Below are 26,001 nucleotides of genomic sequence, written 5' to 3'. Positions count from 1 at the left end.
TTGCTACACCGCCGCAGTGCTCGCTGTCCGGTCAATAGCGGTTCTTGTTTTTTTGTCCCGCCGGTTTGCCTGAAAGTCACCGCAGCGCGACTGTCTGTCTTGCGCCGCGCTTTCGAGATGTTTCTTGTAGTTCACGGTCCATTCGGACGCCTGTGCCGCCGGGATCTTCATGTGGTCGCAGCGGACTTTGGCGAACAGGGCAAAGGTCGGGGTGTCGAGGCCGGCTTTCGCAGCTGTTCTCAAAACCACATCCTTCTTGCCGTTGAAGACTGCATCCTTGAGAGCCTTCTGGGCTGTTCGCCCGCGTGCGCTGAGCAGTTCGATCGCGTGATTGAAGCGACCATCCTGCAAAAGCAGGATCATCAGTTCATTCATGGTGATGTCCGCGCGCTCGGCTTCCCGCCACAGCAAGGCCATATCGGCATTGTTCAGCGTGTCGCCGAATTCCCGGCGCAGCACTTTCAGCCTTGCGATCTGGTCGAGTTGTTCCTGCGACAGGGAGCCTTCGATAATGCTGCGCAGCCGCTTCTTGGTTTCGTCATTGACGAGTGGCAGCAGGGCCCGGCAAACCGCCGGGGAAAGATCGGAGCGCAGGCAAAGGTCTTCACGCAGGACCACATCTTCCGTGGCATATTTGACGAAAGAGAGCATCGTATCCCGTGACAGCTTGATCTCGCGGTTGCCAACCAGAATACGGTGTACCGGTCGGTCGCCTTTTTCGGCAATGGCATCGGAAACCTCAGTGGAGAGGTCTGTGCGGCGCGCGATCACCTGCAGGTGGGCGTTGCTCAGCCGTTCAACGAAATCGATCAGGTCGTCCTGGGTCAGTGCCGGGCTTTGGGCGAGCAGCGGCATGCACACATTGACATCGTCTTCAGCGATCTTGCGGGCAAGTTCCGGCGGCGTGTTGACGTGTGACGCCAGTTTGTGCGCCAGTTGTGCCCGGTCTTTCGGGGTGCCGACGCTGTAGAGCTTGATGATCACTTCGGAGAAGATCGCAAGTTCCCGATCAGTCCGCTCTTCCAGGTTCGAGATCACGAGTTCGCTCACCTGCGCGAACAGCCTTCGCCGCGCGTCCTCGGTGCCTTCCAGGGCGAGCTTGATCAAGGACCTGGGCATCCTTCCTCCTCCACGGCCAGATTGGCGCCCACATCGTTATTATTACGTTACCCGATAGTCCGAGCGTGGCATATTACCTTGCGTTAGTGCGAGATCTTTTCCAGATTTCCAGTGAAACTCTACTTCTGCTGGAATTGGTTGACCGCTTACTACTCGGTCAACTTGCATTCCGTAATAATAATTAAAAATTTCCACAGGCAGCAGACTGAGCCTTTTCATCGTGCGTCGTTCCTCCATATTGTCCCTGCCATGGCCGGATGCCCACTGGCCTTTTGGAAAATAACAAGGGTTGGAAATGACGATTTTGCGCTGCTGCCTCTTTGCACTGATGATGATCTTCGCCGGAATGGCTCCTGTTCTGGCTCAAGAAAGCGGAGGCAAGTCCGCGGCGCAGGAGCAGTCCTCACCCGCTGATGTCGAACAGGCGAACCAGGAGCTGATAAAAGTCCTGAACGACCCCAAAAGCCGGGCCGAGCTGATTGACCTGTTGAAAAAGAATGCCGGCAGCAAGCCGCCCGCCGATGGTGACAGGCAGGTTCCCGGAAGCGAAGCCGCAACTCCCGCAGAGGGAGCCTCGCCGCCCCTGCAGCAGGATAACTTCGCCTTGCGGATCGGCGAATACACGCGCTCGCTCGTGGATGATGCGAGCTATCTGCTGCAACAGGCCGTGCGTTCGTTGAATGGACTGGTGCTTGTTGCGCGTGGTGATATTCCCGTCAAATGGGACCGGGTGAAAGATATTGCGCTTCAGGTGGTCGTCGTTCTTTTCGCTGCCTATGCAGGTTTTCTTGTCAGCCAGTTGATTGCCAAACGGCTCTATCCGCGCATGTCGGTTTATGCGCGCTATGGCGGCGGGCTGACCCGGACTTTCGTTCTGGTCCTGACGTCGGTTGTCGATGCGATTACGGTCGGCATCGGGTGGGCGGTCGGCAACGCGGCCGCACTGGCGAATCTGGGTGAAATAAAGGCCGGCGTCACGTTGCAGGAAAGCCTGGCGCTGAACGCATTCTTCATTCTCGGAATGGCCAATGTCTCGCTGCGCTTCATCTTTGCGCCGGGCCGTCCGGAGCTGCGTCTTCTGCCGTTCACCGATGAGAGTTCGCTTTACTGGTACGGTCGTCTGCGGCTGTTCATGTACTGGATGATCTACGGCGTGTTTCTGGCGGTGCCGATTGCCAATGTTGCAGTCTCCTTCGTTCTGGGCAACGCCTTGCGGTTCATCGTCGTGCTTCTTGGCATGGTCTATCTGCTGGTTCTGGTGTACCGGAACAGGCAGCGCGTTAACGCGGGTGCCCGGGATTACGCCGAACACATGCAGAGCGTTCTTGCCAAGCGCGCGCTCGTTCTGGTCGGCAAGCTCTGGCATCTGGCTGCCTTTGGATATATCGCGGCGGTCTTCATCATCTGGATCACCCGGCCGTTCGACGCCACGACCATCATCTTGCGAGCGACGGGGCTGTCGATCCTGACCATCATGGCGGGTATGGCCATTTCGCTGGTCGTTACCAAAGCCATCAAGGGCGGGATCCGCCTGCCGGACGATTTGAACCGGACCCTTCCGGCGCTTCAGAGCCGGCTGAACGCTTTCGTGCCGCGCCTTTTGAAGTTCATCCGGTTTGCCGTGTTCTTGGCAACCGTGCTGTTGCTTCTGGAAATCTGGGGTGTGTTGACGATAGCCGAGTGGCTGGTAAGCGAAGCCGGTGTGCAGCTTCTCAGCAGCTACGGATCCGCCTTCCTGGTTCTGCTCGTCGCCTTCCTGATCTGGCTGGCTGTCATGTCCTGGGTGGATCTCAGGCTGCAATCGCGTTCCGGACACATCGTGACCGCCCGCGAGCGCACACTGTTTCAGTTGTTCCGGAACGCGTCGACGGTCGTCATCGTCGTGATGGCGCTGCTTTTGTCCCTGTCGGAAGTCGGCGTTGATATCGGCCCGCTGATCGCCGGTGCCGGTGTTGTCGGTCTGGCGATTTCCTTCGGTGCGCAGACCCTGGTCAAGGACATCATCACCGGTGCCTTCATCCAGATCGAGAATGCCATCAACGAAGGCGACGTTGTTACCGTTGCCGGAATAACGGGCACAGTCGAAGGGCTCACCGTCCGGTCCGTGCGCATGCGCGATCTTGACGGAACGACCCATATCATTCCGTTTTCTTCGGTCGACATGGTGTCCAACTTCATGCGCGGCTTCGCCTATTATGTCGCGCTGATCGGTGTTTCCTACGACACGAATATCACCGACGCCAAGGAGGCCATGCTGGAAGCTTTCCGCAGGCTGCAGAAATCGGATCTCGGATCCAGCATCATCGGCGATTTCGAAATGCACGGCGTCACCAATTTTGGTGCCAGCTCCATCGATATCCGTGGCCGTATCAAGACCCTTCCCGGAGATCAGTGGAGCGTCGGGCGGGCGTATAACGAATTTATCAAACAGGTGTTCGATGAGCGGGATATCGAAATTCCGTTCCCGCAGGTTACCTACCATTCGGCGACGCCGCCTTTCGTCGAGGACGGCAGCAAACCGAAACAGAGCAAGAAGGTTGACGTGTCATCGGGTCCGCTTGAGGACGATGCACCGGCTGAAGACTGAGAATAGTCGTTGATTCAATGCCTTGCGTATTCCAGGTAGATTGTCTGACCCCGATGGAGGTGCGAGCCTCTTGTCGGGGTCTTTCGTCTTGGTGCGATAAATTGTTGATTGAATTTCGAGAAGTTTCGTTTTATTTTCATTTTCAATCCTGAGACGCAAAAACACAGGCCGGGAATAGTTATGGCTGCGGATTACGATCTTTTGATCATCGGTGGGGGCATCAACGGAACGGGCGTCGCCCGCGACGCGGTCGGCCGGGGGGCTTCGGTTCTTCTGGTCGAAATGGGTGACCTTGCCGGCGCAACGTCATCGGCCTCGACCAAACTCATCCACGGCGGCCTGCGCTACCTGGAATATTATGAGTTCGGCCTGGTGCGCAAAGCGCTGAAAGAGCGAGAAGTCTTGTGGCGGGCCGCGCCCCATATCGCCTGGCCTCTGCGGTTTATCCTGCCGCACCACAAGGACCTGCGCCCGGCATGGCTCCTGCGGCTTGGCTTGTTCCTCTATGACCATCTGGGTGGCCGCGAACTGCTGCCGGCCACCAGGACCGTTCGTCTGGACCAGGCACCGTTCTCGCAGGGGCTGAAGAAGCTTTTCAAAAAGGGGTTCGAATATTCGGACTGCTGGGTGGACGACGCCCGTCTCGTCGTTCTCAATGCACGGGATGCGGCCGATCGTGGAGCGGACATCCTGACCCGGACCAAATGCATCAGCGCGCGGCGGGAGGGAGATCTCTGGCAGGTCGTGCTGAAGGACCTGGCAAGCGGCGAGGAGAAGACCGTTACCGCCAACGTGCTGGTCAATGCGGCGGGCCCCTGGGTTGCCGACATGCTGAACGGTGTGACCGGCGCGAACAACAGTTCCAGCGTTCGCCTGGTGAAGGGCAGCCACATCATCGTCAAGCGCCAGTTCGAGCATGACCGCTGCTTTATCTTCCAGAACGGCGATGGCCGGATTGTCTTCGCCATTCCTTACGAAAACGACTTCACGCTGATCGGCACGACCGATGTCGATTTTCACGACGATCTGGGCAAGGTGGAGATCTCGAAGGACGAGATTGCCTATCTGTGCAAGGCGGCGAGTGAGTATCTGGAAAACGCGATCACGCCTGAAGATGTGGTCCATACCTATTCCGGCGTCCGCCCGCTTTACGACGATGGCGCAAAGGACGCCAAGGCGGCAACGCGCGACTATGTGCTGGAACTGGATGTCGGCGACGCCAAACCGGCGATCCTGTCCGTCTTCGGTGGCAAGATCACGACCTACCGCAAGCTGGCAGAGCATGTTCTGGAGAAGCTGGAGCCGTATCTCCCGTTGAAACGCGGGGTGTGGACCGCCTATGCGCCCCTGCCCGGCGGTGATTTCAAGGTGAGCGACTTTGAGGCCGAGGTCGCTCGACTTGAGGCTGATTTTCCGTTCCTGGACAAGGTTTTCGCCACCCGTCTGATCCGTCACTACGGCACGGATGCACGCTTCATCCTGGGAGAGGCGAAGACGCTCGAAGATCTCGGCCGCTGCTTTGGCTACAATCTCCATGAAGCGGAAGTGAAGTGGCTGGTCCGCCGCGAATGGGCTCGCACCGCGCAGGACATTCTGTGGCGCCGGACGAAGCTGGGGTTGCGGCTCAACCGGGAGGAAGCGGCTGAGCTGGATACCTATCTGTCGGCGTATCTTGCAGAGCAGGCCGGCGCTGCGGCATAGTTTCGTCAAAGGGAACCAGGGGACCTGCCGGCCTTGCCGGCAGTTTTCATGACAAGAAGAAAACGGGAGGTGCGCCATGGCCGGATGTGTTTTGGCAATAGACCAGGGCACGACGTCGAGCCGGGCAATTGTCTTCGGCGACGATTTCCAACCAGTCAGTGTGGGGCAGCAGGAATTTCCGCAACATTTCCCGAAGTCGGGATGGGTGGAACATTCCCCGGCCGACATTTGGGCGAGCACGCTGCGCGTGTGCCGCGAAGCCCTGGAAAAAGCGCCCTCCGGCGGAGCGGACGTTGCCGCGATCGGGATCACCAACCAGCGCGAAACCACGCTTGTCTGGGACCGGTCAACAGGCGAGCCCGTCTACAACGCCATTGTCTGGCAAGACCGGCGCACCGCGGATTTCTGTGCGAAATTGCGGGCTGACGGCCGGGAAGACACCTTCGCGGCCAAGACCGGCCTGCTGCTCGACCCTTATTTTTCCGGAACCAAGATCGCCTGGATCCTGGACAACGTCGATGGTGTGCGTGAGCGCGCCGAGCGTGGAGAGCTCGCTTTCGGAACCGTCGATACCTGGCTGATCTGGCAGCTTACGGGCGGAAAGGTGCATGCAACAGATGCCACCAACGCCTCCCGGACACTGATCTACAACATTCACGACAACACGTGGGACGAGGAGCTCTGCAAGCTTCTCAACATCCCGCATGGCCTGCTGCCCGACGTCAAGGACAGCGCTGATGAATTCGGCGTCACCGACACCGAGTTGTTTGGCCGGGCGATACCGATCACGGGTGTTGCCGGCGACCAGCAGGCCGCAACGGTCGGGCAGGCCTGCTTCGAGCCAGGTATGGTCAAGTCCACTTACGGCACTGGCTGCTTTGCGCTGATGAACACCGGTTCCAAACCGGTCCAGTCCAGCAACCGCATGCTGACGACCATTGCCTACAGGCTGAATGGCGAAACCACTTATGCGCTGGAAGGATCCATCTTCATTGCCGGTGCTGCCGTCCAGTGGCTGCGGGATGGTCTGGGGCTCATCGAAAACGCCGGCGACTCCCAGTCGCTTGCCGAGCAGGCGGATCCGAACCAGGACGTCTATCTTGTGCCCGCCTTTGTCGGTCTGGGAGCGCCTTACTGGGATGCGGACGCGCGGGGGGCGCTGTTCGGTCTGACCCGCAACACGGGTCCGAAGGAAATTTCCCGCGCCGTGCTGCAGAGCGTCGGCTATCAGACAAGCGATCTGATCGAGGCCATGCGGGCGGACTGGCCGGAAGCCGAGCAGCCGGTTCTGCGTGTCGATGGCGGCATGACGGCATCCGATTGGACGATGCAATTTCTGGCTGATATTCTTGGAGCGCCGGTCGACCGGCCTACGGTGCCGGAAACAACCGCCCTCGGCGCGGCGTGGCTTGCCGGGTCAAAGGCGGGAATCTGGCCCGGTGCCGAGGCTTTTTCGGCGGAGTGGAAGCTGGAAAAGCGCTTCGAACCACAGTTACAGGAAAGTGAGCGGACAAGATTGCTTGCCGGATGGCAGGATGCCGTCAAACGAACGCGTTCCACGCAGGACTGACAATTCCGTAGGCTCCTGATGTCGCGGGAGCCTATAATTTTCAGTCGGTTAGCAGATAGGTGGAAAAACTGCCATGGCGGTATTTGTTTCTCCTTTGCTCAAAGGAGCGTGTTAAAAATTTACGGCAGTAACTCTTACCTAGCAAAATAATTTCAATAAGGTCGTCAAATTAGAAATATGTTGGTAGTTGATTTTCTAACAAAAAAACGCCTTAGTTTGCGCTGGCTTGGGCTTAACTCCATTGCGCGATTCAACGACGCAAGGCCCTTGCACTTCATCAAGGGGAGAACAGTTTGATGAATTTCCAAAAAACCTTGAAGGCATCCCTTCTTGGCGTAAGCCTTGCTGTGATTGCAGCAACCGGTGCTTCTGCAAAAAACCTGGTTTATTGCTCGGAAGGGTCACCTGAAGGCTTTGATGCTGCACTTTACACCGCTGGTACGACGTTCGACGCTTCCTCCAAGCCGGTCTACAACCGTCTTGTCGAGTTCAAGCCCGGTACGACCGAAGTACAGCCGGGCCTGGCTGAGAGCTGGGAAGTTTCCGAAGATGGCCTGGAATACACTTTCAAGCTGCGTAAGGGTGTAAAGTTCCACACCACCAGCTTCTTCACGCCGACCCGTGAATTCAATGCAGACGACGTGGTCTTCACCTTTGAGCGTCAGCTCAAGAAGGACAATCCGTGGCACGAATACACCGCCGGCAGCTCGTGGGAGTATTTCGACGGCATGTCCATGCCGGATCTGATCAAGGAAATCGTCAAGGTTGACGATTACACGGTCAAATTCGTCTTGAACCGCCCGGAAGCTCCGATGATCGCCAACCTGGCGATGGACTTCGCTTCCATCGTCTCCGCCGAATATGCTGATCAGCTCGAAGCTGCCGGCACCAAGGAACTGCTCAACCAGCAGCCGGTCGGCACCGGTCCGTTCTCTTTCGTGGGTTATCAGAAAGATGCCGTGATCCGTTATGCGGCCAACCCGGATTACTGGCGTGGCAAGCAGCCGGTCGACAACCTGATCTTCGCGATCACTCCGGATGCAGCCGTGCGCCTTCAGAAGCTGAAGGCCGGTGAATGTCATATCATGCCGTATCCGGCACCGGCCGACATCGCCGATATCAGGGATGATGGCAATCTGACCCTGCTGGAACAGCAAGGCCTGAACGTGGGCTACCTTGCCTACAACACCAAGCAGGCTCCGTTCGACAAGCCGGAAGTCCGCAAGGCGCTGAACCACGCGATCAACAAGCAGGCGATCCTCGACGCAGTTTTCCAGGGCTCCGGCCAGGCTGCGAAGAACCCGATCCCGCCGACCATGTGGTCCTACAACGACGCCGTTGAAGACGACGACTACAATCCGGAACTGGCCAAGGAAATGCTGGAAGCCGCCGGTGTCTCCGATCTTTCCATGAAGATCTGGGCAATGCCGGTACAGCGTCCGTACAACCCGAACGCCCGCCGTATGGCTGAAGTCATGCAGGCCGATTTCGCGAACGTCGGTGTGAACGTCGAGATCGTTTCCTACGAATGGGGTGAATACCTGTCCCGTTCCAAGGCGGAAGATCGTGACGGTGCCGTGCTTCTCGGCTGGACCGGTGACAACGGCGATCCGGACAACTTCCTGGCTGTTCTGCTCGGCTGTGACGGTGTCGGCGGCTCTAACCGCGCCCAGTGGTGCAATGAAGAGTTCGACGCCTTGATCATGAAGGCAAAGTCCGTGACCAGCAAGGAAGAGCGTACCAAGCTCTACGAAGAAGCGCAGGTCGTGTTCAAGGAGCAGGCTCCGTGGGCAACCATCGCCCACTCGGTCGTCTTCATGCCGATGTCCTCCAAGGTCACCGGATACGTCATGGACCCGCTTGGCGGTCACAACTTTGAAGGTGTGGACGTCGCGGAATAAGTCCGCCCAAGTCGAAGGAGGCGCTGGCAGCAATGCCGGCGCCTTCAGACATTCTGGCCGGCGGATGCCCTCCTGACATCAGGTCGCTTCCGCTGGCTCTTTGTATCTGGAACCTGACATGCTTCGCTTTCTTCTAGGCCGTCTCGGTCTGTTGATACCGACATTCTTTGGTGTCACTCTCGTCGCCTTTTCGTTTATCCGCATGCTGCCGGGCGATCCCGCCGAGCTGCTCGCCGGCGAGCGCGGTATATCTGATGAGCGGAGGGCTCAGGTCCTTGGCCAGCTTGGGTTCGACAAACCGCTTTGGCATCAATATCTCGACTACATCACCGGCATCTTCCACGGAGATCTGGGCATCTCCTTCGTGTCGAAGAAGCCTGTGCTCGATGAATTCCTGACGCTGTTTCCGGCAACTGCCGAGCTGGCTCTTTGCGCCATCATCATCGCCATCTGCCTTGGCATTCCCGCCGGCATCTTCGCGGCCGTGAAGCGCGGATCGATCGCCGATCAGGCCATCATGGGAACAGCCCTGGTCGGCTATTCGATGCCGATCTTCTGGTGGGGCCTGCTGCTGATCATCCTGTTTTCCGGGACGCTCGGCTGGACACCGGTCTCCGGGCGCATATCACTGATGTTCTTCTTCCCGCAGGTCACCGGGTTCATGCTGATCGACAGTCTGCTGTCCGGCGAGAAGGGGGCGTTCCTGTCAGCTGTCAGTCACCTGATCCTGCCTTCCATCGTGCTGGCGACCATTCCGATGGCCGTCATCGCGCGACAGACCCGGTCCGCCATGCTCGAGGTTCTGGGAGAAGACTATGTGCGCACCGCCCGGGCAAAGGGGCTGCCGCCGCGTGCGGTCATCGGTCTGCATGCGCTGCGCAATGCCCTGATCCCGGTGGTGACCACCATCGGTCTGCAGGTCGGGGTGCTTCTCGCAGGCGCCATCCTGACGGAGACGATTTTCTCCTGGCCGGGCATCGGCAAGTGGCTTGTCGACAGTATCTCCCGCCGCGACTACTTCGTGGTCCAGGGCGGTCTGCTGCTGATCGCCGGGATCATCATGCTGGTCAACCTGATCGTTGACGTGCTCTACGGCCTGATCAATCCGCGAATTCGTTACAACTGAGCCGGGGACAAGGAAAATGACAAATACCTCGCCGGCTTCGAAAGCCGATCCGACCAAGCTCCAGGCCGAGAGCCGCAACGCCACCAAGGCGCAGCTTCTGGAGTTCTGGTACTACTTCTCGCAGAACAAGGGCGCCGTGATCGGTCTCGTGATCTTCGTGCTTCTGGTCCTCATGGCCCTCCTGGCACCGTTGATCGCGCCGCATGACCCCGACTTCCAGTACCGCGACAGTTTCCTCGTTCCTCCCTTCTGGGAGGAGGGCGGCAAGGCCGCATTCCTGCTGGGAACGGATGCAGTTGGCCGCGATATGCTGTCGCGTCTCATCTTCGGTGCGCGCTTCTCGCTGTTCATCGGTGTCGTCGTGGTCACCATCGCCCTTGTGGGCGGTGTCGTGATCGGCCTTGTTGCGGGCTACGTGCGCGGCATGACCGACACGCTGATCATGCGTGTGATGGACATCATTCTGGCATTCCCGTCGCTCCTGCTGGCTCTGGTGCTCGTCGCCATCCTGGGGCCGGGGCTGATCAACGCCATGATCGCGATTGCCATCGTCCTGCAGCCGCATTTCGTGCGGCTGACCCGTGCGGCTGTTTTGTCCGAACGCACGCGAGACTATGTCGTCGCGGCCAAGGTGGCTGGAGCCGGTCACATACGGCTGATGTTCAAGACGATCCTGCCGAACTGCCTGGCACCGCTGATCGTTCAGGCCACGCTGTCCTTTTCCAACGCGATCCTGGATGCGGCCGCGCTTGGCTTTCTGGGCATGGGCGCGCAGCCGCCGACCCCGGAATGGGGCACTATGCTGGCCGAGGCGCGCGAATTCATTCTGCGCGCCTGGTGGGTGGTCACCTTCCCGGGCCTTGCGATCCTGGTCACCGTTCTTGCCATCAACCTGGTCGGCGACGGCCTGCGTGATGCGCTCGATCCGAAGCTGAAGAGGAGCTAAGCGATGCCGCTTCTTGAAATCAGAAACCTGAAGGTCGAGTTCGACACCGCCAAGGGCCCGTTCAAGGCCCTGGACGGGGTCGATTATACGGTCGATGGGGGTGAGGTTCTGGCCATCGTCGGCGAGTCCGGGTCCGGAAAATCCGTTGCCATGCTGGCAACCATGGGTCTGTTGCCGGATACGGCAACGATCACCGCCGACAAGATGGAATTCGAGGGTCTTGACCTGCGGACCCTGTCGTCCAGGGATCGGCGCCGGGTGATCGGCAAGGACATCTCGATGATCTTCCAGGAGCCGATCGCCAGTCTCAACCCGTGTTTCACCGTAGGCTTTCAGCTTGGCGAAACGCTGAAGACCCACATGGGGCTGAAAGGCCGTCAGGCCCGGGACCGGGTGGTGGAAATTCTGACCTCCGTCGGCATTCCGAACCCGGGCGAGCGTCTGTCCGCCTTTCCGCACCAGATGTCCGGCGGCCAGTGCCAGCGCGTGATGATCGCCATGGCGATTGCCTGCGCCCCGAAGTTGCTGATTGCCGATGAGCCGACGACAGCCCTGGATGTCACGATCCAGAAGCAGATCCTGGATCTTCTGGTCCAGCTTCAGCAGGACAGCGGCATGGGGCTGATCATGATCACCCACGACATGGGCGTGGTTGCCGAAACCGCCGACCGTGTCATCGTGCAGTACAAGGGCCGCAAGATGGAGGAGGCCGACGTGCTGACCCTCTTCGAAAATCCCAAGAACCCGTACACGAAGGCATTGCTGTCGGCCCTGCCGGAAAATGCCACAGGCGACCGCTTGCCGACGGTGAGTGACTTTGCCGAAGCAGGAGGTTTCTGAGATGGCTGGCGATGTGATCCTCAAGGTCCGCGATCTCTACCGGACCTATGACATCAAGGGTGGCATGTTCAAGAAGGCGTCGACCCTGACGGCCGTCAAGGGTGTGAGCCTGGACGTGGAACGCGGAAGCACCCTGGCGGTGGTCGGTGAAAGCGGCTGTGGCAAGTCGACCCTTGCCCGGATGCTCACCATGATCGACGCGCAGACCTCCGGCCTGATCGAGATCGACGGGTTGCCGATCGATATCTCGCAGACCGGGATTTCGAAGGAAATGCGCCAGAAGGTGCAGATCGTGTTCCAGAACCCCTATGGGTCGCTGAACCCGCGTCAGAAGATCGGTCATGTGCTGGAAGAGCCGCTGCTGCTCAACACCGACATGCCGTCGGCAGAGCGCCGCGATCTGGCACTTCAGATGCTGGAGAAGGTTGGTCTGCAGCCGGAACACTACGGCCGCTATCCGCATATGTTCTCCGGCGGACAGCGTCAGCGCATCGCGATTGCGCGGGCAATCATGATGAAGCCGAAGCTGCTGGTGCTCGATGAGCCAGTTTCCGCGCTCGATCTGTCGGTCCAGGCCCAGATCCTGAACCTTCTTGCCGATCTTCAGGAAGAGATGGGTCTCACCTATGTGTTCATCTCTCACGACCTGTCAGTGGTGCGCTACATCGCCGACAAGGTGATGGTGATGTACTTCGGTGAAGTGGTGGAATACGGCACGCGGGATGAAGTGTTCGAAAACCCGCAGCACGACTACACCAAGACACTGTTCGCTGCGACGCCGCGGGCGGATGTGGACAGCATCAGGAAACGCCTGGCTGCCAAGGCTGCCTGAGCCAGCGCAAGATTGCAGTCCGTCGTCGCGAATAACAGAACCTTGCCCAGATCGGGCAGGGTTCTTTTCGTTGGAGGGAGCTGACTTGAATTCCTATTTCATCATCATATTGGCAATTGTTCTGGCCGTCGTTTTCTGCGCCGCTTTCCTGGGCTTGAGTTACCTCCACTCATCGATCCTGTTTGGAGTTGTCGCCGTGGCGCTCTCACCGGTTGCCATTCATCGAATACCGCAATCAAACCTCGCGACAGGGGCCCTTATTGGCCTGGCGATTTTCGCATCCTACCCGCTCAAGAAATTCCTCCATCTCGACTCGTTTGTGCTGAGCATCATTCTCACCCTGGCGTGTTTTGCTGTGCTCTGGGTGATTGGTTTCGGTTGGAAACGGAGTTGGAAGTAACGCCCATTTTGTCAGGTGGTCGTTCCGCCGGCTTCCGGGGAATTGCTCAGCCAAACCGCAAAGCCGGTAAATTGCGCTTGCATGCTTCGGTATTTCGAGTATTCTCGAAATATGGAAAAAGAAGATGCCCTGAATGCATTGGCAGCGCTTGGCCAGGAAACCCGCCTCGACGTCTTTCGCCTGCTGGTGAAGGCCGGAAAAGAAGGCATGACCGCCGGTGCCATTTCAGATGACCTCAGCGTGCGTCCGAATACCCTGTCGACCCACCTGGGTGTCCTGTCCCGTTCCGGGCTTGTGCAAGCCGAACGGGACGGGCGCTCGATCTGTTATCGCGCAAGCCTGGAAGCGATGCAGGGTCTCGTGACGTATCTGCTGCAGGACTGCTGCGGCGGCAATCCGGAACTCTGCGCACCGATTGCGTCCCTTGTCGCCGGTGGCGGTTGTGAACCAGGTGGGGCGTGCTGACAAGCCGGGGCGACCTTGCATCCGGTTTTCTGAAAATCCGAGTTGAGAAAGAGTTGGAATGACACAGGAAACGTCACCAATGGGGATCTTCGAGCGCTTCCTGTCGCTCTGGGTTGCCTTGTGCATTGCTGCCGGGGTTGGGCTCGGGGCGGTCTATCCCGGTGTCTTCGAGGCGATCGCATCGCTGGAATATGCCAGCGTCAATCTGGTCGTCGCCGTGCTCATCTGGGTGATGATCTATCCCATGATGGTCAACGTCGACTTTGCCTCTCTGAAAGATGTGGGCCGCAAGCCCAAGGGGCTCTGCATCACGATCGTGGTCAACTGGCTGATCAAGCCGTTCACGATGGCCGCTCTCGGGATCCTGTTCTTTGAGCACGTGTTTGCCGGGCTTGTGGATCCGCAGACCGCGAAGGAATATATCGCCGGCATGATCCTGCTCGGGGTCGCGCCGTGTACGGCCATGGTCTTCGTCTGGAGCCAGTTGGTGCGGGGCGATGCCAATTACACGCTTGTGCAGGTCTCCATCAACGACATCATCATGGTGTTCGCCTTTGCCCCCATCGCGGCGCTGCTGCTTGGTGTCACCGATATCGTCGTGCCGTGGCAGACCCTCCTTCTTTCGGTGATCCTCTATGTGATCATTCCGCTGGTGGCCGGGTATTTCACCCGCAAGGCGCTGGATGGATCAGGCAATGACGAGCGCATCGCCGAATTTACGGCGAAGGTCAAACCCTTCTCGGTCATGGGCCTTCTGGCGACCGTTGTGTTGCTGTTCGGATTTCAGGCGCAGACCATTCTGGAGAAGCCGCTGGTGATCGTGCTGATCGCCGTGCCTCTACTGATCCAGAGCTACGGTATTTTCTTCGTGGCGTACGCCTGGGGATACTTGTGGCGTGTGCCGTTCAACACCGCCGCTCCGGCAGCGCTGATCGGGACGTCCAACTTCTTCGAACTTGCCGTTGCCGTTGCCATCAGCCTGTTCGGCCTGAACTCCGGTGCCGCCCTTGCGACGGTTGTCGGTGTTCTTGTGGAGGTGCCGGTGATGCTGTCCCTGGTCGCCTTTGCCAACAGGACGCGGTCTCATTTTCCGGTGTCTGCCTAGGCTGGGCCTTCCTCAGCTTTGCGAAAGCCTGAAAATGCCTAGCCGGAGCCGCTGACCAGCGTCGTTGCCTGGCGACGCAGATAGAGCATCAGGTTTTCAGCGTGATCCATTGCGGCGGCCTTGTCTCCCGCGGCAATGGCGCGCATGACTTCCATATGGCTCCAGGCCGCCGGGGTCAGGTCTTCCTCGCCGAAATGGCGGTACCAGAACCGGCGGCTTTGCGTCTGCAAGGGAGCAAGAGCCTTGGCGGCAAAGGGATTGCAGGCGGCAGCCGAAACGGCTTCGTCGAAGGCCTTGTCCTGGCGCAGATAATCCTCGACATCCGGTTTTGCGGCAGCTTCGCGCATGTCTTCCGCAATCGCTTCCAGGGTTCTTCTCTCGTCCTTGCTGGCAAGCCGTGCAGCCAAACCGGCCACCAGGCGTTCCAGCGCATGGCGGGCCTCGAGGACTTTCAGAAAATCGGACGGGTTCATTTCGGCGACGACGATGCCGAGACGCGGCCGGATGTTGAGAAGACCTTCCCAGGACAGGCGCTGGATGGCCTCCCTGATGGGGGTCCGCCCAAGGCCCAGTCTTTCGGTGAGGGCAACTTCGGTTACCGTGCTGCCGGGTTTCAGCTTCAAGGTAACGATCTCTTCTTCCAGCAGGCGATAAGCCTGTGCGGATCGGCTGGACTCTGCGGACATGAAGGAAAAGACCTTTGTATGTTCCAAGTGTATTTATGATATATCACACGGCGAAGCGGTAGACGAGGCAAGCCGGGTCTGGCAGGACTTGAACTCTGAAAACAAGTGCCAGGTTCTACTGACTGCGGTGAGCGGCTGCTGTCCGATCCGGCAGTGCGGGCGATTGATGACATACGAGAAAAGACAAGCCGAATGAGCAAGGGACATGTCCATGTGATAGGCGCCGGCATTGTCGGTCTGGCGACCGCCGCTGCCCTGGTGCAGCGGGGCTACGGCGTTACGGTGCTGGACCGAGAAGGCCCGGCGGCAGGCGCAAGCCAGGGCAACGCGGCCGCCATCGCCTGGACGGATGTCGCACCGCTGGCATCGCCCGGACTTTGGAAGCAGGCCTTCAAATGGATGCTGGATCCGCTGGGGCCCTTGTCGGTGCGCCCGGCCTATGCGCTCAAGATCCTGCCCTGGATGCTGCGGTTCATGGCGGCCTCCAATCCTACAAAGGTTCAGCAAAGTACAAAGGCGCTGGCAGAGCTGAACGGTGGGGCGCTTCCGGCCTGGGAGGCGCTCTGGCGGGTGACAGGAACCCACAACCAGGTGCGCCGGGACGGTTGCCTGGAACTGTTCGACACGGTGCAGTCGCTTGAAGCCTCTCGCGCAGGCTGGGCCGAACAACGCGACTACGGCATCAAGGTGGAAGAGCTGGACGCATCTGCGGTCCGCGATCTGGAGCCGGACCTTTCTGCCCGTGTCGTCGGCGGGGCGCTCGTGCCGGACTGGGTTCAGATGGACGAGCCGAAGGTGCTCTGCCTTTCGGTGGCCGAGTGGCTGTCCTCGCAAGGCGTCTCATTCGAGGTTGGCGAGGTCAGCCGCCTGCAGCCTAACGACAGTGGCTGTGATGTGGTTCTGAAAGATGGCCGCAAGATTTCAGCCGAACGGCTGGTGATTGCCTGCGGAGCATGGTCGAAAGCTCTTGCCGCGCAGATGGGAGACAGCATCCCTCTGGATACGGAACGCGGCTACAACATTACCATCCCGGAACCCGGTGTGACCGTGAACCGTATGATCATGCTGTCCGGGCACGGGTTCGCGATGTCGCGATTGTCCAGCGGTTTGCGCGTGGGGGGAGCTGTTGAATTCGGCGGTCTCGATCTGCCGGCAAACTGGCGCCGGGTGGACGCCATGCTGGCCAAGGCAAAGCTGTTTTTCCCCGAGCTCCGGTCGGAGGGTGGCAAGCGCTGGATGGGCTTCCGCCCCTCCATTCCGGACAGCCTGCCGGTGATTTCGCCGGCAACTGGGCACAGCCGTGTCTTTTATGCTTTTGGCCACGCCCATCACGGTCTGACCCAGTCCGCTGTCACAGGTGAGATGATTGCGGACATGATAGAGGGCGCGCGACCGACTATCGATCCGGCTCCCTTCGCGGCAAGCCGGTTCTGAGCCAAAGCCCGTCCTTGCTTTTGAGGAACAGTTGCGGCGGCCCGGAAGCCGCCGCAGTCGTTTCAGGATTTCATGGCCATTTTAATGCTGATCTGCTGCGCCATATCGTGGAAGTATTCTCCGGTCGGCTCAAAGCCGCAGGCGGCATAAAAGCGCCGGGCGCGTGCATTTTCCTTGAAGACTTCAACGGTGAGCGGTCCCTTCCGTTTCACCGCATGCTCCACAAGGGCCCTTCCAAGGCCCTGTCCGTGAAATTGCGGGTCGAGAAACAAGCCGCCTATGTGGCTGTCCAGCAGCGATATGAAACCCACGGCAGTGCGGTTGATCTCCGTGACATGGGTTTCCGCCTTCGGCAGATAAATGTCGCGGATGAGGGTGGCTGCCATGTCGTGAAAGTCGTCGCTCAGAAACGGATGCCCGTATTCACTGGCCTTGCGCCAGATATGGATAATCCGTTCAGCGTCCTGGCTGACATAGGGTCTGATCATCTGGATACTATTGTCCTGTTCCGATCATGAGGTCATGACCGGGTATTGTCTCACGTGAGGTTCGGCAAACACTGCCCGCAATGCCGGGGGAGGTTGTTTGCAACTGGGCACTGACGGGTGCCCGACAGATCAGGACATAAAATCTCCGCTTTGAATGGAATGTCCCCTATCACACACGGCAGCCCCGGGAAAACAGAACGGGGCGTCTGCCCCGACCTTTCCTCCGTCAGATCGCCTGCATGGGAGAGTGGCGTTTTTCCCGGTAGAGCTTGTCCAGTCGATAGGTCACGATGGCAAACACCACCCAGCTTGTATGAAACACAAGGCCTGCCAGTATGACTGCCCATCCAGGGATTGGGCCGATGGCAGCCCGGTGAAACACATCGGCAAGGCTGCTCAACGGCATGGGATGAATGGCCAGTTTGCCGTAGTAGGCGACTGCCTGGATCGCCAGGATCCAGGAATAATTGCTGCGCAGCCGCCGCCCTGCCGCCCTGACGAGAGAGATGTGATAATGCGGCATCTCATAGTCGTCGGCCAGCATGGTGGCCCAGCCCCCCTGCATCGGAACCTTCCGTCCAGCCAGAATCGGGGCGTAAAAGTCAGTCTCCATCAACCGCGCCCGGGCGCGAAACATGTTGTAGTAGCGATAGCGACGGGCTTCAAAAATCAGAAACACAGTCACCAGCAGGCCGACCAGCACCATGGGCAGGGGCGAGGCATCCTTGTTGGAAAATGTCGCCGACAGGGCGATGCCAGTGGTGACCACGGCCCAGTTGGTGGTGTTGTCGAGGCGCGTGCGCCAATGGGTGCTGCGAAACACCTCGGCGCGGTAAAGGTGCGCAAGCGCGGCGAGTGTACCGGACTCCATGTCCTGCTTCGGCCATTCTCTTTGGGCGTCTTCCTCCGTCATGCCCTCAGCCTCGCATTTGGGGGTTTCGAAAGCTTAAAGCCTCAGAAATGAAGGGTCGAGGTCTGTCAATAATGCCAAGTAAAATCAGCCTGACTTTGTATTTGTAAACACAGGCAAAGCCACCATTTGTTTGCAACGCGCCCAATCGGTTGTCTTGAAAAATCAAATGGATTTTCGAGATGAAATTGATACCTGCCAAGAGAAGCGTTGTCGGGTTTGCTGCTGTTGTCTCAGCCACGCGATTTCGACACGCCGCTGCCATGTGAGCCATTTGCGCGCATGCGGAGGCGGATCGAGGTTTCATTTCCCGTTTATATAACCTAACGTCACTCGATAAGTTCAGTGGTTCCTGGCGAACAAGCCGCATTTCAACTGAAGAAGTTTCAATAGAACAGGGTTTTTGATGAACAGGTTTTCATCTTGTCTCGTGCTGGCAGCCATTGTTTTGCCGGCGAATTTCGCTTTCGCCTCACCGGATGTCGACTTTCCGCAGAACGGGGCATCCTACGGTGGCAAGGTCCGCAGTGGGCCGGGTATGCAGTACGGGCAGAGCGGCAGTCTCTTTCAGGGAGATCCGATTTTGATCCTGTCCGGAACCGGGGTCATGATGAATGGGTACGAATGGTTCCAGATCAGGTACCGGAACGGGCAGACGGGCTATCACTGGGGTGGGTTGTTCTGCTCGGAACGTCCCTATCCCGGGATCTATGAGGTCTGCGCAGGTCGCCCTCAGGTCCAAAATCCCGTACCGCAGCAACCTGCGGGTCAACCATCAACAGCTTCCGGCGTGAACGGCAGAAATGTGGGTGTCGTCCGGCATTCGGGTGGCTCATTCACACACGTCGGGAATGGCCAGTGGCAGGAGGCAGACGTCTACGGCACGGTGAATTTCAACTTTCAGGAATTCGGCCGGGACGAGTGGTCGGTGTATCTCCATGACTCCTCGCGAAATGTGACGCTGCAACTGGATCTGTATCGGCGCATGATCCTTTACGCACAAGGGGATGCCCCACGGTCTGACCTTTACGCCATCACGGACGCCTTTCCGATGCGTGGCCAGCAGCCGGTATCAGGCGGCAACGTGGCTCAGCCGATTGGCGGAGACTCGGTCACTGTCCAATACACGTGCACCGAAGGATTGCCGATGACGGTCACCTACGTGAGAAGTGGCAACGGGTACGTGACCTATACGTTTGACGGTTCTCCACCGAGACGATTGGAGCAGGTCGTCTCCGGTTCAGGAGCGCGTTACTCGGATGGAAGTTATACGATCCACAGCAAGGGTTCGGACCTTGTCCATGAAGCGCCCTATGGAAGCGACACCTGTCGTCAGAACCAATAGTGAGCTGATCCAGCGGCGCGCATAAACACCGCTGGATCAGGAGATTATTTCTTCTTGTTCATGGCTGCGGCGAGGGCCGCGGCCAACGCGTTGTTGCCGCTGTCTCCGCCAGAGGATTTCGGGCCACCGCCGCCGCGCGGGCCGTTACCACCGCCGGGACCTTTTCCACCGGGGCCTCTGCCCGCCGGCCCACCCCGATGCTGACCACCGCGATCCTGGCCGCCCCTGTCCTGGCCGCCGCGCTCGCGCTGGCCCTGATAATCGGCCTGGGACTTCATGGTCATGGAGATGCGCTTGCGCGGAACATCCACTTCCAGGATCGTCACTTTCACGATGTCCCCGGCCTTCACGACCTTGTGGGGATCGTCGACGAAACGGTCGGCCAACTGGGAGACATGCACCAGCCCATCCTGGTGGACGCCGACATCGACGAAGGCACCGAAATTGGTCACGTTGGTCACCGTGCCTTCCAGTTTCATGCCGGGTTTCAGATCGGATATTTCCTCGATGCCGTCCTGAAGGGTGGCGGTCTTGAATTCCGGGCGCGGGTCACGGCCCGGCTTTTCCAGTTCTGCCAGGATATCCTTCACGGTCGGCAAGCCGAACTTCTCGTCGGTGAATTCAGACGGTTCGAGGCCCTTCAGCAGGGAGGCGTCACCCATGATCTGGCGCAGGTCGCGGCCACAGGCCTTCACGATCCGTTTGGCCAGCGGGTAGGCTTCCGGATGGACGGAGGAGGCGTCCAGCGGCTCCTTGCCTTCGTTGATGCGCAGGAAGCCGGCACAGAGTTCAAAGGCCTTGGCGCCGAGGCGCGGCACCTCCTTGAGCTGCTTCCTGTTGTCGAACCGGCCGATGGCTTCACGGTGCTCGACAACAGCCTTCGCCAGACTGTCCGACAGGCCGGAAATGCGCGACAGAAGGGCAGGCGAGGCGGTGTTGAGATCGACGCCGACAGCATTCACCGCATCTTCAACAACCGCATCCAGTGCACGGGCCAGCTTGGTCTGGTTGACGTCATGCTGATACTGACCGACGCCGATGGATTTCGGTTCGATCTTCACCAGTTCGGCGAGCGGGTCCTGTAGACGGCGGGCAATAGAGGCTGCGCCGCGTAGGGAAACGTCGACGTCGGGCATTTCCTTTGCCGCCAGTTCCGAGGCCGAGTAGACCGAAGCGCCAGCCTCGTTGACGATGACCTTGACCGGGCGCTGGGCGGTTGGAATGTCCGCCAGAACGTCGCCCGCCAGCTTGTCGGTTTCACGGCTGGCCGTGCCGTTGCCGATGGCAATCAGACCGACCTTGTGTTTGGCGATCAGGGCAAGCAGGGCGGCGCGGGAGCCGGAGACATCATTGCGCGGCTGGAACGGATAGATGGTGGCCGTGTCGACCAGTTTGCCCGTCGCATCGACAACAGCAACCTTCACGCCGGTCCGGATGCCCGGATCGAGGCCGAGCGTCGTTCTGGAGCCGGCTGGGGCTGCCAGCAGCAGATCCTTCAGGTTGCGGGCAAACACCTGGATGGCCTCTTCTTCCGCCTTGTCGCGCAGAACACCCATCAGGTCGAGTTCCAGGTGCAGGGCGAGCTTCACCTTCCAGGCGAAACGGGCAGCTTCCATCAGCCACTTGTCGGCAGCCCGGCCCCGGTCGGCGATGCCATAGGTGTCGGCGACCATCTTCACGGCCGGCAGGACGGGGGAGACGTCGTCCGCATCAACTGTCAGGTCGACGGACAGGATGCCTTCGTTGCGGCCGCGGAACAGCGCGAGGGCACGGTGGCTGGGGATCTTCGACCATTTTTCGGAGTAGTCGAAGTAGTCGGCGAATTTCGCCCCCTTTTCCGCCATGCCGTCGATGAGTTTCGATTGAACGACCCCGCGTTCCTCGACATGGCGGCGCAAGCGGCCGACCAGTTCGGCATTTTCGGCAAAGCGCTCCATCAGGATCTGGCGTGCTCCGTCAAGCGCCGCCTTGGTGTCGGCAACGCCCTTGCCTTCATCGACATAAGCGGCCGCTTCAGCTTCGGGGTCGCGAGACGCATCGCCCAAAAGCGTGTCCGCCAGCGGTTCCAGACCGGCTTCACGGGCAATCTGCGCCTTGGTGCGGCGCTTTTTCTTGAACGGCAGGTAGATGTCCTCAAGCTGGGACTTGGTATCGGCTGCCTGGATACTGGCGGCAAGATCGTCGGTGAGCTTGCCCTGCTCCTCGATGGATTTGGTGATGGCGGTGCGCCGATCTTCCATCTCGCGCAGATAGATCAGCCGTTCTTCCAGCTTGCGAAGCTGGGTGTCATCGAGCCCGCCTGTGGCTTCCTTACGGTAACGGGCGATGAAAGGCACCGTGGAACCTTCGTCCAGCATCTGGACGGCGGCATTCACTTGGCCGGCCTTGCAGCCGATCTCATCCGCGATCCTCTGCGCGATACGCAGGGCGGTCTGAGCGCTCTGGGCGGATTGGGCAGCCTTGGAAGAGGGCGCCGCCGGGTCGGTCATCGTTACGCTTGCCATTTGCGAAAGGTACTTTCCGTCGAAAAAACTGAGCCGCAGACGATAAGCTCCCACAATCGGGCGGAAAAGGGACAAGAGGGCTCCGTCCACTGTGAAATGGCGGGATCAGGTCATTAGAGAAGCGACTGGATACCCCGCCTTGCCTCAAAGGAAATTTGGCTGCCAGGCTAGGCATTGCAATGAGATACAATTCATATACACTCCTAGGTTGAGTTCTAGGCAATTGCTGTACGAATTGCAGGAAATTGCGTATTCTACGTTAGAAACGAGCAGGTATTTTTGCACAAGATATCGTGGTTGGTTGGCGGCGCGCGCACTCTTGCAAGAGCGCATTACCTGCCGGTGCTCGGGTTTCTCGAGCTTCTATAACCAGATAACACGGTTTGTTATGAGGAGTGCAGACCGATGGCACGCGGACGGCCAAGAAAAGTAAATACCAAAGACGCTCTTCATTCCGTGATGATCGCTTTTTGGCAGAACGGCTACACCGGAACGTCGATGACCGATCTTGCCGAAGCTTCGGGCATGGCCAAACCGGGCCTGTACGCCGCATTTGGCGATAAGGAAGCGCTGTTTGAAAAAGCGCTGATGCACTATTTCGAGACCTACGGCGGGCCGGTTTTCGACAAATTGAAACGGGCCGAAAAACACTTCGTACAGGACTTTCGGGAGTTCCTCGGCGCAATCGCCGATCTGACGCTGGACAAGGAAACGCCTGCGGGATGCTTTCTGGTCAATGCCCTTGTCGATTGCACCTACGGCGCGCAGCGGCATCAGGAGGTTGTCCTGAACCTGCGGGCTGCCCGGTTCCACGCCATCAGGGATCGTCTCCTGAAGGCGGTTGCAGCCGGCGAGTTATCCGAAGACACGGATATTGACCGTATGGCAACCTTCATCGACGGACAGTTTTCGGCGATTGCCCTGCTCGGGCGCAGCGGTAGCAGCGAGGCCGATCTGAAAACCTTTGTCGAAACAGGTCTTCAGGCCCTTCCCGGAACCGGTGGCATGCAGGAGTTTTCCGGCGTCCCGGGAAACGCGCCTATCTTACAACAGTGATCTGCTCGGCAGCGCGGGTGACGGCCGTATAGAGCCAGCGGCTCTTGTGCTCTCGAAAAGCCCAGCTTTCATCAAACAGTACCACATTGTCCCACTGAGAGCCCTGGGCCTTGTGCACGGTCAGGGCATAGCCGTAGTCGAATTCGTCCGCCTTGCGGCGGATGGCATAGGGAATGCTTTCCGCGCCATCTTCGAACATGGCCGGCAACACCTTCACCTTCACGGCGTTTCTCGCGAGTTCGTCCTCGGACACGACGTCGAACCGCAACGTGTTGCCACGGGGCTGCCGGAGGCGTTTCACCGTCCACAGACCGCCATTCAGAAGCCCTTTGGTCTTGTCGTTCCGCAGGCACACCAGCTTGTCGCCGACAGCGGGCATGGGGGTGGAGAAATCCTTGAGTTCGCGAATGCGGGCGTTATAGAGCCTGCGCGTCTTGTTGGTTCCGACCAGCACCTGATCGGCGGCAAGAATCTGGTCCTTGTCGATGTCGCGCCGGTGGATCACCCGGCTTTCGCCAAAGGTGCCGTAGTCGAGCTGGCCGCCGTCGCGAATGGTCATCGACATGCGAACGATGGGATTGTCCTGCGCCTGCCGGTGAACCTCGGTCAGCATCATATCGGGTTCGGCTGCCGTGAAAAAACCGCCGCCCTTCACCGGGGGCAACTGTGCCGGGTCGCCGAGCACCAGAACAGGCGTGCCGAAGGACAGGAGATCCTTTCCCAGGTCTTCGTCCACCATGGAGCATTCGTCGATGACGATCAGGCTCGCAGTCGCGGCCTGGCTGTCTCTCTTGATGGCGAACTGCGGACCAGTGTCGTCTTCGTCGTCGTCGTTATCTTCTTCTTCCTTGGCCGAGCGTGGACGGTAGATCAGCGAATGGATCGTCCCCGCATCCTCGCAGCCTTTCTGGCGCAGCACATGCGCAGCCTTGCCGGTGAAGGCACCGAAACAGACATCGCCATCGATGCCTTCCGCCAGATGCCGGGCAAGTGTTGTCTTGCCCGTGCCGGCAAAGCCAAACAGGCGGAACACCTGCCGGTCGCCACGCTTCAGCCAGGCAGCGGCTTCTTTCAGGGCTTCGTCTTGTTGTGGGGACCAGGCCACGGAAATGCTCCTTCAGGATCAGACCCGGTTGCTTACCCCGAAACGGGCGATTCGACCACGACGGAAATCGACAGGTCGGTCTCTCGGTGGATTTGCTTGTGGTTCGAGAGTTCAGGTGTGGTGCCGGCTGTTGGAGCGCATTTGCCGGACTTTCACCTCAGTCACAAGAAAACTTGCCTCAACCCCCACCTCATTCTGAGGAGGACCTTCAGGTCCGTCTCGAAGAATGGGCTGCAGGCGACGGAGCAAGCGGCCCATCCTTCGAGACGCGTACTTTCGTACGCTCCTCAGGATGAGGTTGATTGGGATGAGTGACCTGAGCGGCCTGAGTAAGGTTTGATAATCGGAAACTCTACCCCAACACCGAGAATGAACTTTCCTTCGTCAGCGCGCGCTTGCGGGAGAATGTGGCCGTGTTGAGCGTGTGGGCGACATGCTGCAGCTTGAATTGCAGTGGCTGGGCGTCGTGGTCGTTGCCGGCTTCGCAGTAGCCGATCAGGTCGGCCATCAGGCGCCCGGCAACGGTTGCGTTCTTGAACTGGTTGCCGCTGGTGCCGATGGCCAGGTAATAGCCGTCGACGTCGGTCCGGTCGTAGACCGGCAGCCAGTCGTCTGTGGCGTCATAAAGTGCTGCCACGCCAACCGGGTGCTGGGAGACGCCCAGTTCCGGAACGCGCTGGGAGTAGCGGTAAGCATAGGTGAGGCCGCGGTCGGTGAGGTCCATGGCAAAATCGTCAGGATCTTCTTCAAGATGCGGATCGCAGGTCGGGTTCTGGCTGCCGATCATCAACTGGCCGCCACCGCCCGGTTTGACGTAGACCGAGATATCGTTGTCGGAAACAATCAGGCCTTCGCGGGAGTATTTGAGGCTTTCAGGCGGAGCGATCTGGACCACTTCCTGGCGCAGCGGACGATGGCCGATCCTGAGCCCGGTTTCACCTTCCAGAAGCAGGTTCACCTTGCCGGAATGCGGACCGGCCACATTGATGACGATCCCTGCCGGAAGGTGTTCTCCGCTTTCACAAACCACGCCGGTAACACGGTTGTTCTCCACGGGGATCTTGACGATTTTGGTCTTGAAGCGGAACTGGGCGCCAAGCTTCGCAGCCGCGTCCTTCAGATTGCGTGCGGCAATCTGCGGATCGTCGACATAACCACTTGCCGGAAAAAAGACACCGCCCTGAAGCGCGCCGCCGGTCGGCATGCCGAAGTCATCATCTGCCATGGTCTTGGCCGGGGCGAAGCAATCCAGATTGTAGCCTGGAAGTTCCTGTGTGATGCGGTCAGCCGACCAGTGCTCATAGGGGATGCCAAGTGCATCGGCATGTTCCAGAACATGTTTCTGGTAGTTATCGGACGCCGTTTTCATCACCAGGGTTCCGGTTTCGATGAAATGGGCGAGGTCTTCCGCGTCTTCGGCCCCCAGATAGTCCTGCCAGTTCTTCCAGTCGTGATAGCCTTCAAGGGCCATGGCGGTGCCATCGCGTGTGGAATAATAGGTGCGGACCACCGCGGCAGAGCTGGAGGTGGAGCCATAGCCAGCGGCCGGTAACGCGTCGACATTCAGCGTCTTGTAGCCCTTGCGCGTGAGCGACAGGGCAATCGCGCAGCCGATAATGCCGGCGCCGATGATAATCACATCATGATGGTTCGGCGATTCGTTCGGTGTTGGCATGACTGTCCTTCCTTCCGGCGTTTCGTCCAGAACAGAGGACAGCCGCTTTCTTGTCTAGCAGCAAAACCGCCAATTGATGTTCCGAACCGGTCATCCAGTTTGCCGGAAAGGCATCAATCTCTTTTGGAAAATCATCATATGTTTACAATTAAGAACATGATGATGAATTTGAGAAATAACGTAGAATTTGTTCCCAAGTCTCAAAT

21 protein-coding genes are annotated in these 26,001 nt (G+C 59.0%); 14 read left to right on the top strand and 7 right to left on the bottom strand.

Features of this window, described 5'->3' with window-relative positions; translation table 11 throughout:
- Nucleotides 1-3: 3 nt before the first annotated feature.
- Nucleotides 4-1,119 carry a DUF2336 domain-containing protein gene (locus AC2A6O_RS06835; RefSeq protein ID WP_498926254.1) on the bottom strand — a complete coding sequence of 372 codons (1,116 nt, stop codon included), beginning with the start codon at nucleotides 1,117-1,119 and terminating at the stop codon, nucleotides 4-6.
- A gap of 295 nt (nucleotides 1,120-1,414) precedes the next feature.
- Here AC2A6O_RS06835 and AC2A6O_RS06830 point away from each other — a divergent pair, with 295 nt between their 5' ends.
- From AC2A6O_RS06830 to arsB, 11 genes are all read left to right on the top strand, one after another.
- Nucleotides 1,415-3,706: a mechanosensitive ion channel domain-containing protein gene (locus tag AC2A6O_RS06830; protein ID WP_498926253.1), complete on the top strand. Its 2,292-nt coding sequence runs from the start codon at nucleotides 1,415-1,417 to the stop codon at nucleotides 3,704-3,706.
- 180 nt (nucleotides 3,707-3,886) lie between these two features.
- On the top strand, nucleotides 3,887-5,407 hold the full coding sequence (glpD, locus tag AC2A6O_RS06825) for a glycerol-3-phosphate dehydrogenase (RefSeq protein ID WP_148582897.1): 1,521 nt from the start codon (nucleotides 3,887-3,889) through the stop codon (nucleotides 5,405-5,407).
- A 76-nt stretch (nucleotides 5,408-5,483) separates the two neighbouring features.
- Nucleotides 5,484-6,977 (top strand): glycerol kinase GlpK, encoded by a 1,494-nt coding sequence (gene glpK / locus AC2A6O_RS06820; protein WP_498926252.1) that lies wholly within the window; start codon nucleotides 5,484-5,486, stop codon nucleotides 6,975-6,977.
- A 296-nt stretch (nucleotides 6,978-7,273) separates the two neighbouring features.
- On the top strand, nucleotides 7,274-8,878 hold the full coding sequence (locus AC2A6O_RS06815) for an ABC transporter substrate-binding protein (RefSeq protein ID WP_148582895.1): 1,605 nt from the start codon (nucleotides 7,274-7,276) through the stop codon (nucleotides 8,876-8,878).
- A gap of 118 nt (nucleotides 8,879-8,996) precedes the next feature.
- A complete protein-coding gene (locus AC2A6O_RS06810) occupies nucleotides 8,997-10,004 on the top strand; it encodes an ABC transporter permease subunit (RefSeq protein WP_148582894.1) in 1,008 nt (335 codons plus the stop codon).
- 16 nt (nucleotides 10,005-10,020) lie between these two features.
- Nucleotides 10,021-10,950, top strand: a complete 930-nt coding sequence (locus AC2A6O_RS06805; protein ID WP_162854993.1) for an ABC transporter permease subunit — start codon at nucleotides 10,021-10,023, stop codon at nucleotides 10,948-10,950.
- 3 nt (nucleotides 10,951-10,953) lie between these two features.
- Nucleotides 10,954-11,790 carry an ABC transporter ATP-binding protein gene (locus AC2A6O_RS06800; protein ID WP_148582893.1) on the top strand — a complete coding sequence of 279 codons (837 nt, stop codon included), beginning with the start codon at nucleotides 10,954-10,956 and terminating at the stop codon, nucleotides 11,788-11,790.
- A gap of 1 nt (nucleotide 11,791) precedes the next feature.
- Complete coding sequence (locus AC2A6O_RS06795) at nucleotides 11,792-12,622, top strand: dipeptide ABC transporter ATP-binding protein (RefSeq protein WP_148582892.1); 831 nt, start codon at nucleotides 11,792-11,794, stop codon at nucleotides 12,620-12,622.
- Nucleotides 12,623-12,707: 85 nt separating this feature from the next.
- A complete protein-coding gene (locus AC2A6O_RS06790; RefSeq protein WP_498926251.1) occupies nucleotides 12,708-13,022 on the top strand; it encodes a hypothetical protein in 315 nt (104 codons plus the stop codon).
- Between the two features lie 111 nt (nucleotides 13,023-13,133).
- A complete protein-coding gene (locus AC2A6O_RS06785) occupies nucleotides 13,134-13,487 on the top strand; it encodes an ArsR/SmtB family transcription factor (protein ID WP_498926250.1) in 354 nt (117 codons plus the stop codon).
- Nucleotides 13,488-13,545: 58 nt separating this feature from the next.
- Nucleotides 13,546-14,592 (top strand): ACR3 family arsenite efflux transporter, encoded by a 1,047-nt coding sequence (gene arsB, locus AC2A6O_RS06780; protein WP_498926249.1) that lies wholly within the window; start codon nucleotides 13,546-13,548, stop codon nucleotides 14,590-14,592.
- 38 nt (nucleotides 14,593-14,630) lie between these two features.
- On the opposite strand, the gene AC2A6O_RS06775 is transcribed toward arsB, so the two are convergent.
- Complete coding sequence (locus AC2A6O_RS06775) at nucleotides 14,631-15,278, bottom strand: GntR family transcriptional regulator (protein WP_148582888.1); 648 nt, start codon at nucleotides 15,276-15,278, stop codon at nucleotides 14,631-14,633.
- Nucleotides 15,279-15,470: 192 nt separating this feature from the next.
- Between AC2A6O_RS06775 and AC2A6O_RS06770 the strand changes: the two genes are divergently transcribed.
- Entirely contained in the window at nucleotides 15,471-16,712 is a 1,242-nt protein-coding gene (locus AC2A6O_RS06770; RefSeq protein ID WP_498926248.1) for an NAD(P)/FAD-dependent oxidoreductase, read from the top strand.
- Between the two features lie 62 nt (nucleotides 16,713-16,774).
- Here the strand turns inward: AC2A6O_RS06770 and AC2A6O_RS06765 are convergent, their stop codons facing one another.
- Together AC2A6O_RS06765 and AC2A6O_RS06760 are read right to left on the bottom strand one after the other, a co-directional pair.
- Complete coding sequence (locus AC2A6O_RS06765) at nucleotides 16,775-17,200, bottom strand: GNAT family N-acetyltransferase (RefSeq protein WP_498926247.1); 426 nt, start codon at nucleotides 17,198-17,200, stop codon at nucleotides 16,775-16,777.
- Between the two features lie 226 nt (nucleotides 17,201-17,426).
- Nucleotides 17,427-18,113 (bottom strand): DUF2270 domain-containing protein, encoded by a 687-nt coding sequence (locus AC2A6O_RS06760; RefSeq protein WP_498926246.1) that lies wholly within the window; start codon nucleotides 18,111-18,113, stop codon nucleotides 17,427-17,429.
- 403 nt (nucleotides 18,114-18,516) lie between these two features.
- Here AC2A6O_RS06760 and AC2A6O_RS06755 point away from each other — a divergent pair, with 403 nt between their 5' ends.
- Nucleotides 18,517-19,455 carry an MliC family protein gene (locus tag AC2A6O_RS06755; protein WP_498926245.1) on the top strand — a complete coding sequence of 313 codons (939 nt, stop codon included), beginning with the start codon at nucleotides 18,517-18,519 and terminating at the stop codon, nucleotides 19,453-19,455.
- 44 nt (nucleotides 19,456-19,499) lie between these two features.
- Here the strand turns inward: AC2A6O_RS06755 and AC2A6O_RS06750 are convergent, their stop codons facing one another.
- Entirely contained in the window at nucleotides 19,500-21,944 is a 2,445-nt protein-coding gene (locus tag AC2A6O_RS06750; RefSeq protein ID WP_498926372.1) for a Tex family protein, read from the bottom strand.
- A 474-nt stretch (nucleotides 21,945-22,418) separates the two neighbouring features.
- On the opposite strand from AC2A6O_RS06750, the gene AC2A6O_RS06745 reads away from it, so the two are divergent.
- Nucleotides 22,419-23,015, top strand: a complete 597-nt coding sequence (locus AC2A6O_RS06745; RefSeq protein ID WP_498926371.1) for a TetR/AcrR family transcriptional regulator — start codon at nucleotides 22,419-22,421, stop codon at nucleotides 23,013-23,015.
- Here AC2A6O_RS06745 and AC2A6O_RS06740 read toward each other — a convergent pair.
- Together AC2A6O_RS06740 and AC2A6O_RS06735 are read right to left on the bottom strand one after the other, a co-directional pair.
- Nucleotides 22,999-24,120, bottom strand: coding sequence for an ATP-dependent DNA helicase (locus AC2A6O_RS06740; RefSeq protein WP_498926244.1), 1,122 nt, complete (start codon nucleotides 24,118-24,120; stop codon nucleotides 22,999-23,001). The genes AC2A6O_RS06745 and AC2A6O_RS06740 overlap by 17 nt on opposite strands.
- Before the next feature lie 352 nt (nucleotides 24,121-24,472).
- Nucleotides 24,473-25,795 carry an NAD(P)/FAD-dependent oxidoreductase gene (locus tag AC2A6O_RS06735; RefSeq protein WP_498926243.1) on the bottom strand — a complete coding sequence of 441 codons (1,323 nt, stop codon included), beginning with the start codon at nucleotides 25,793-25,795 and terminating at the stop codon, nucleotides 24,473-24,475.
- Nucleotides 25,796-26,001: the final 206 nt, after the last annotated feature.

This window comes from Labrenzia sp. ATLA3 (genome assembly GCF_057180185.1).
This window is presented reverse-complemented; position numbering and strand designations above follow the sequence as displayed.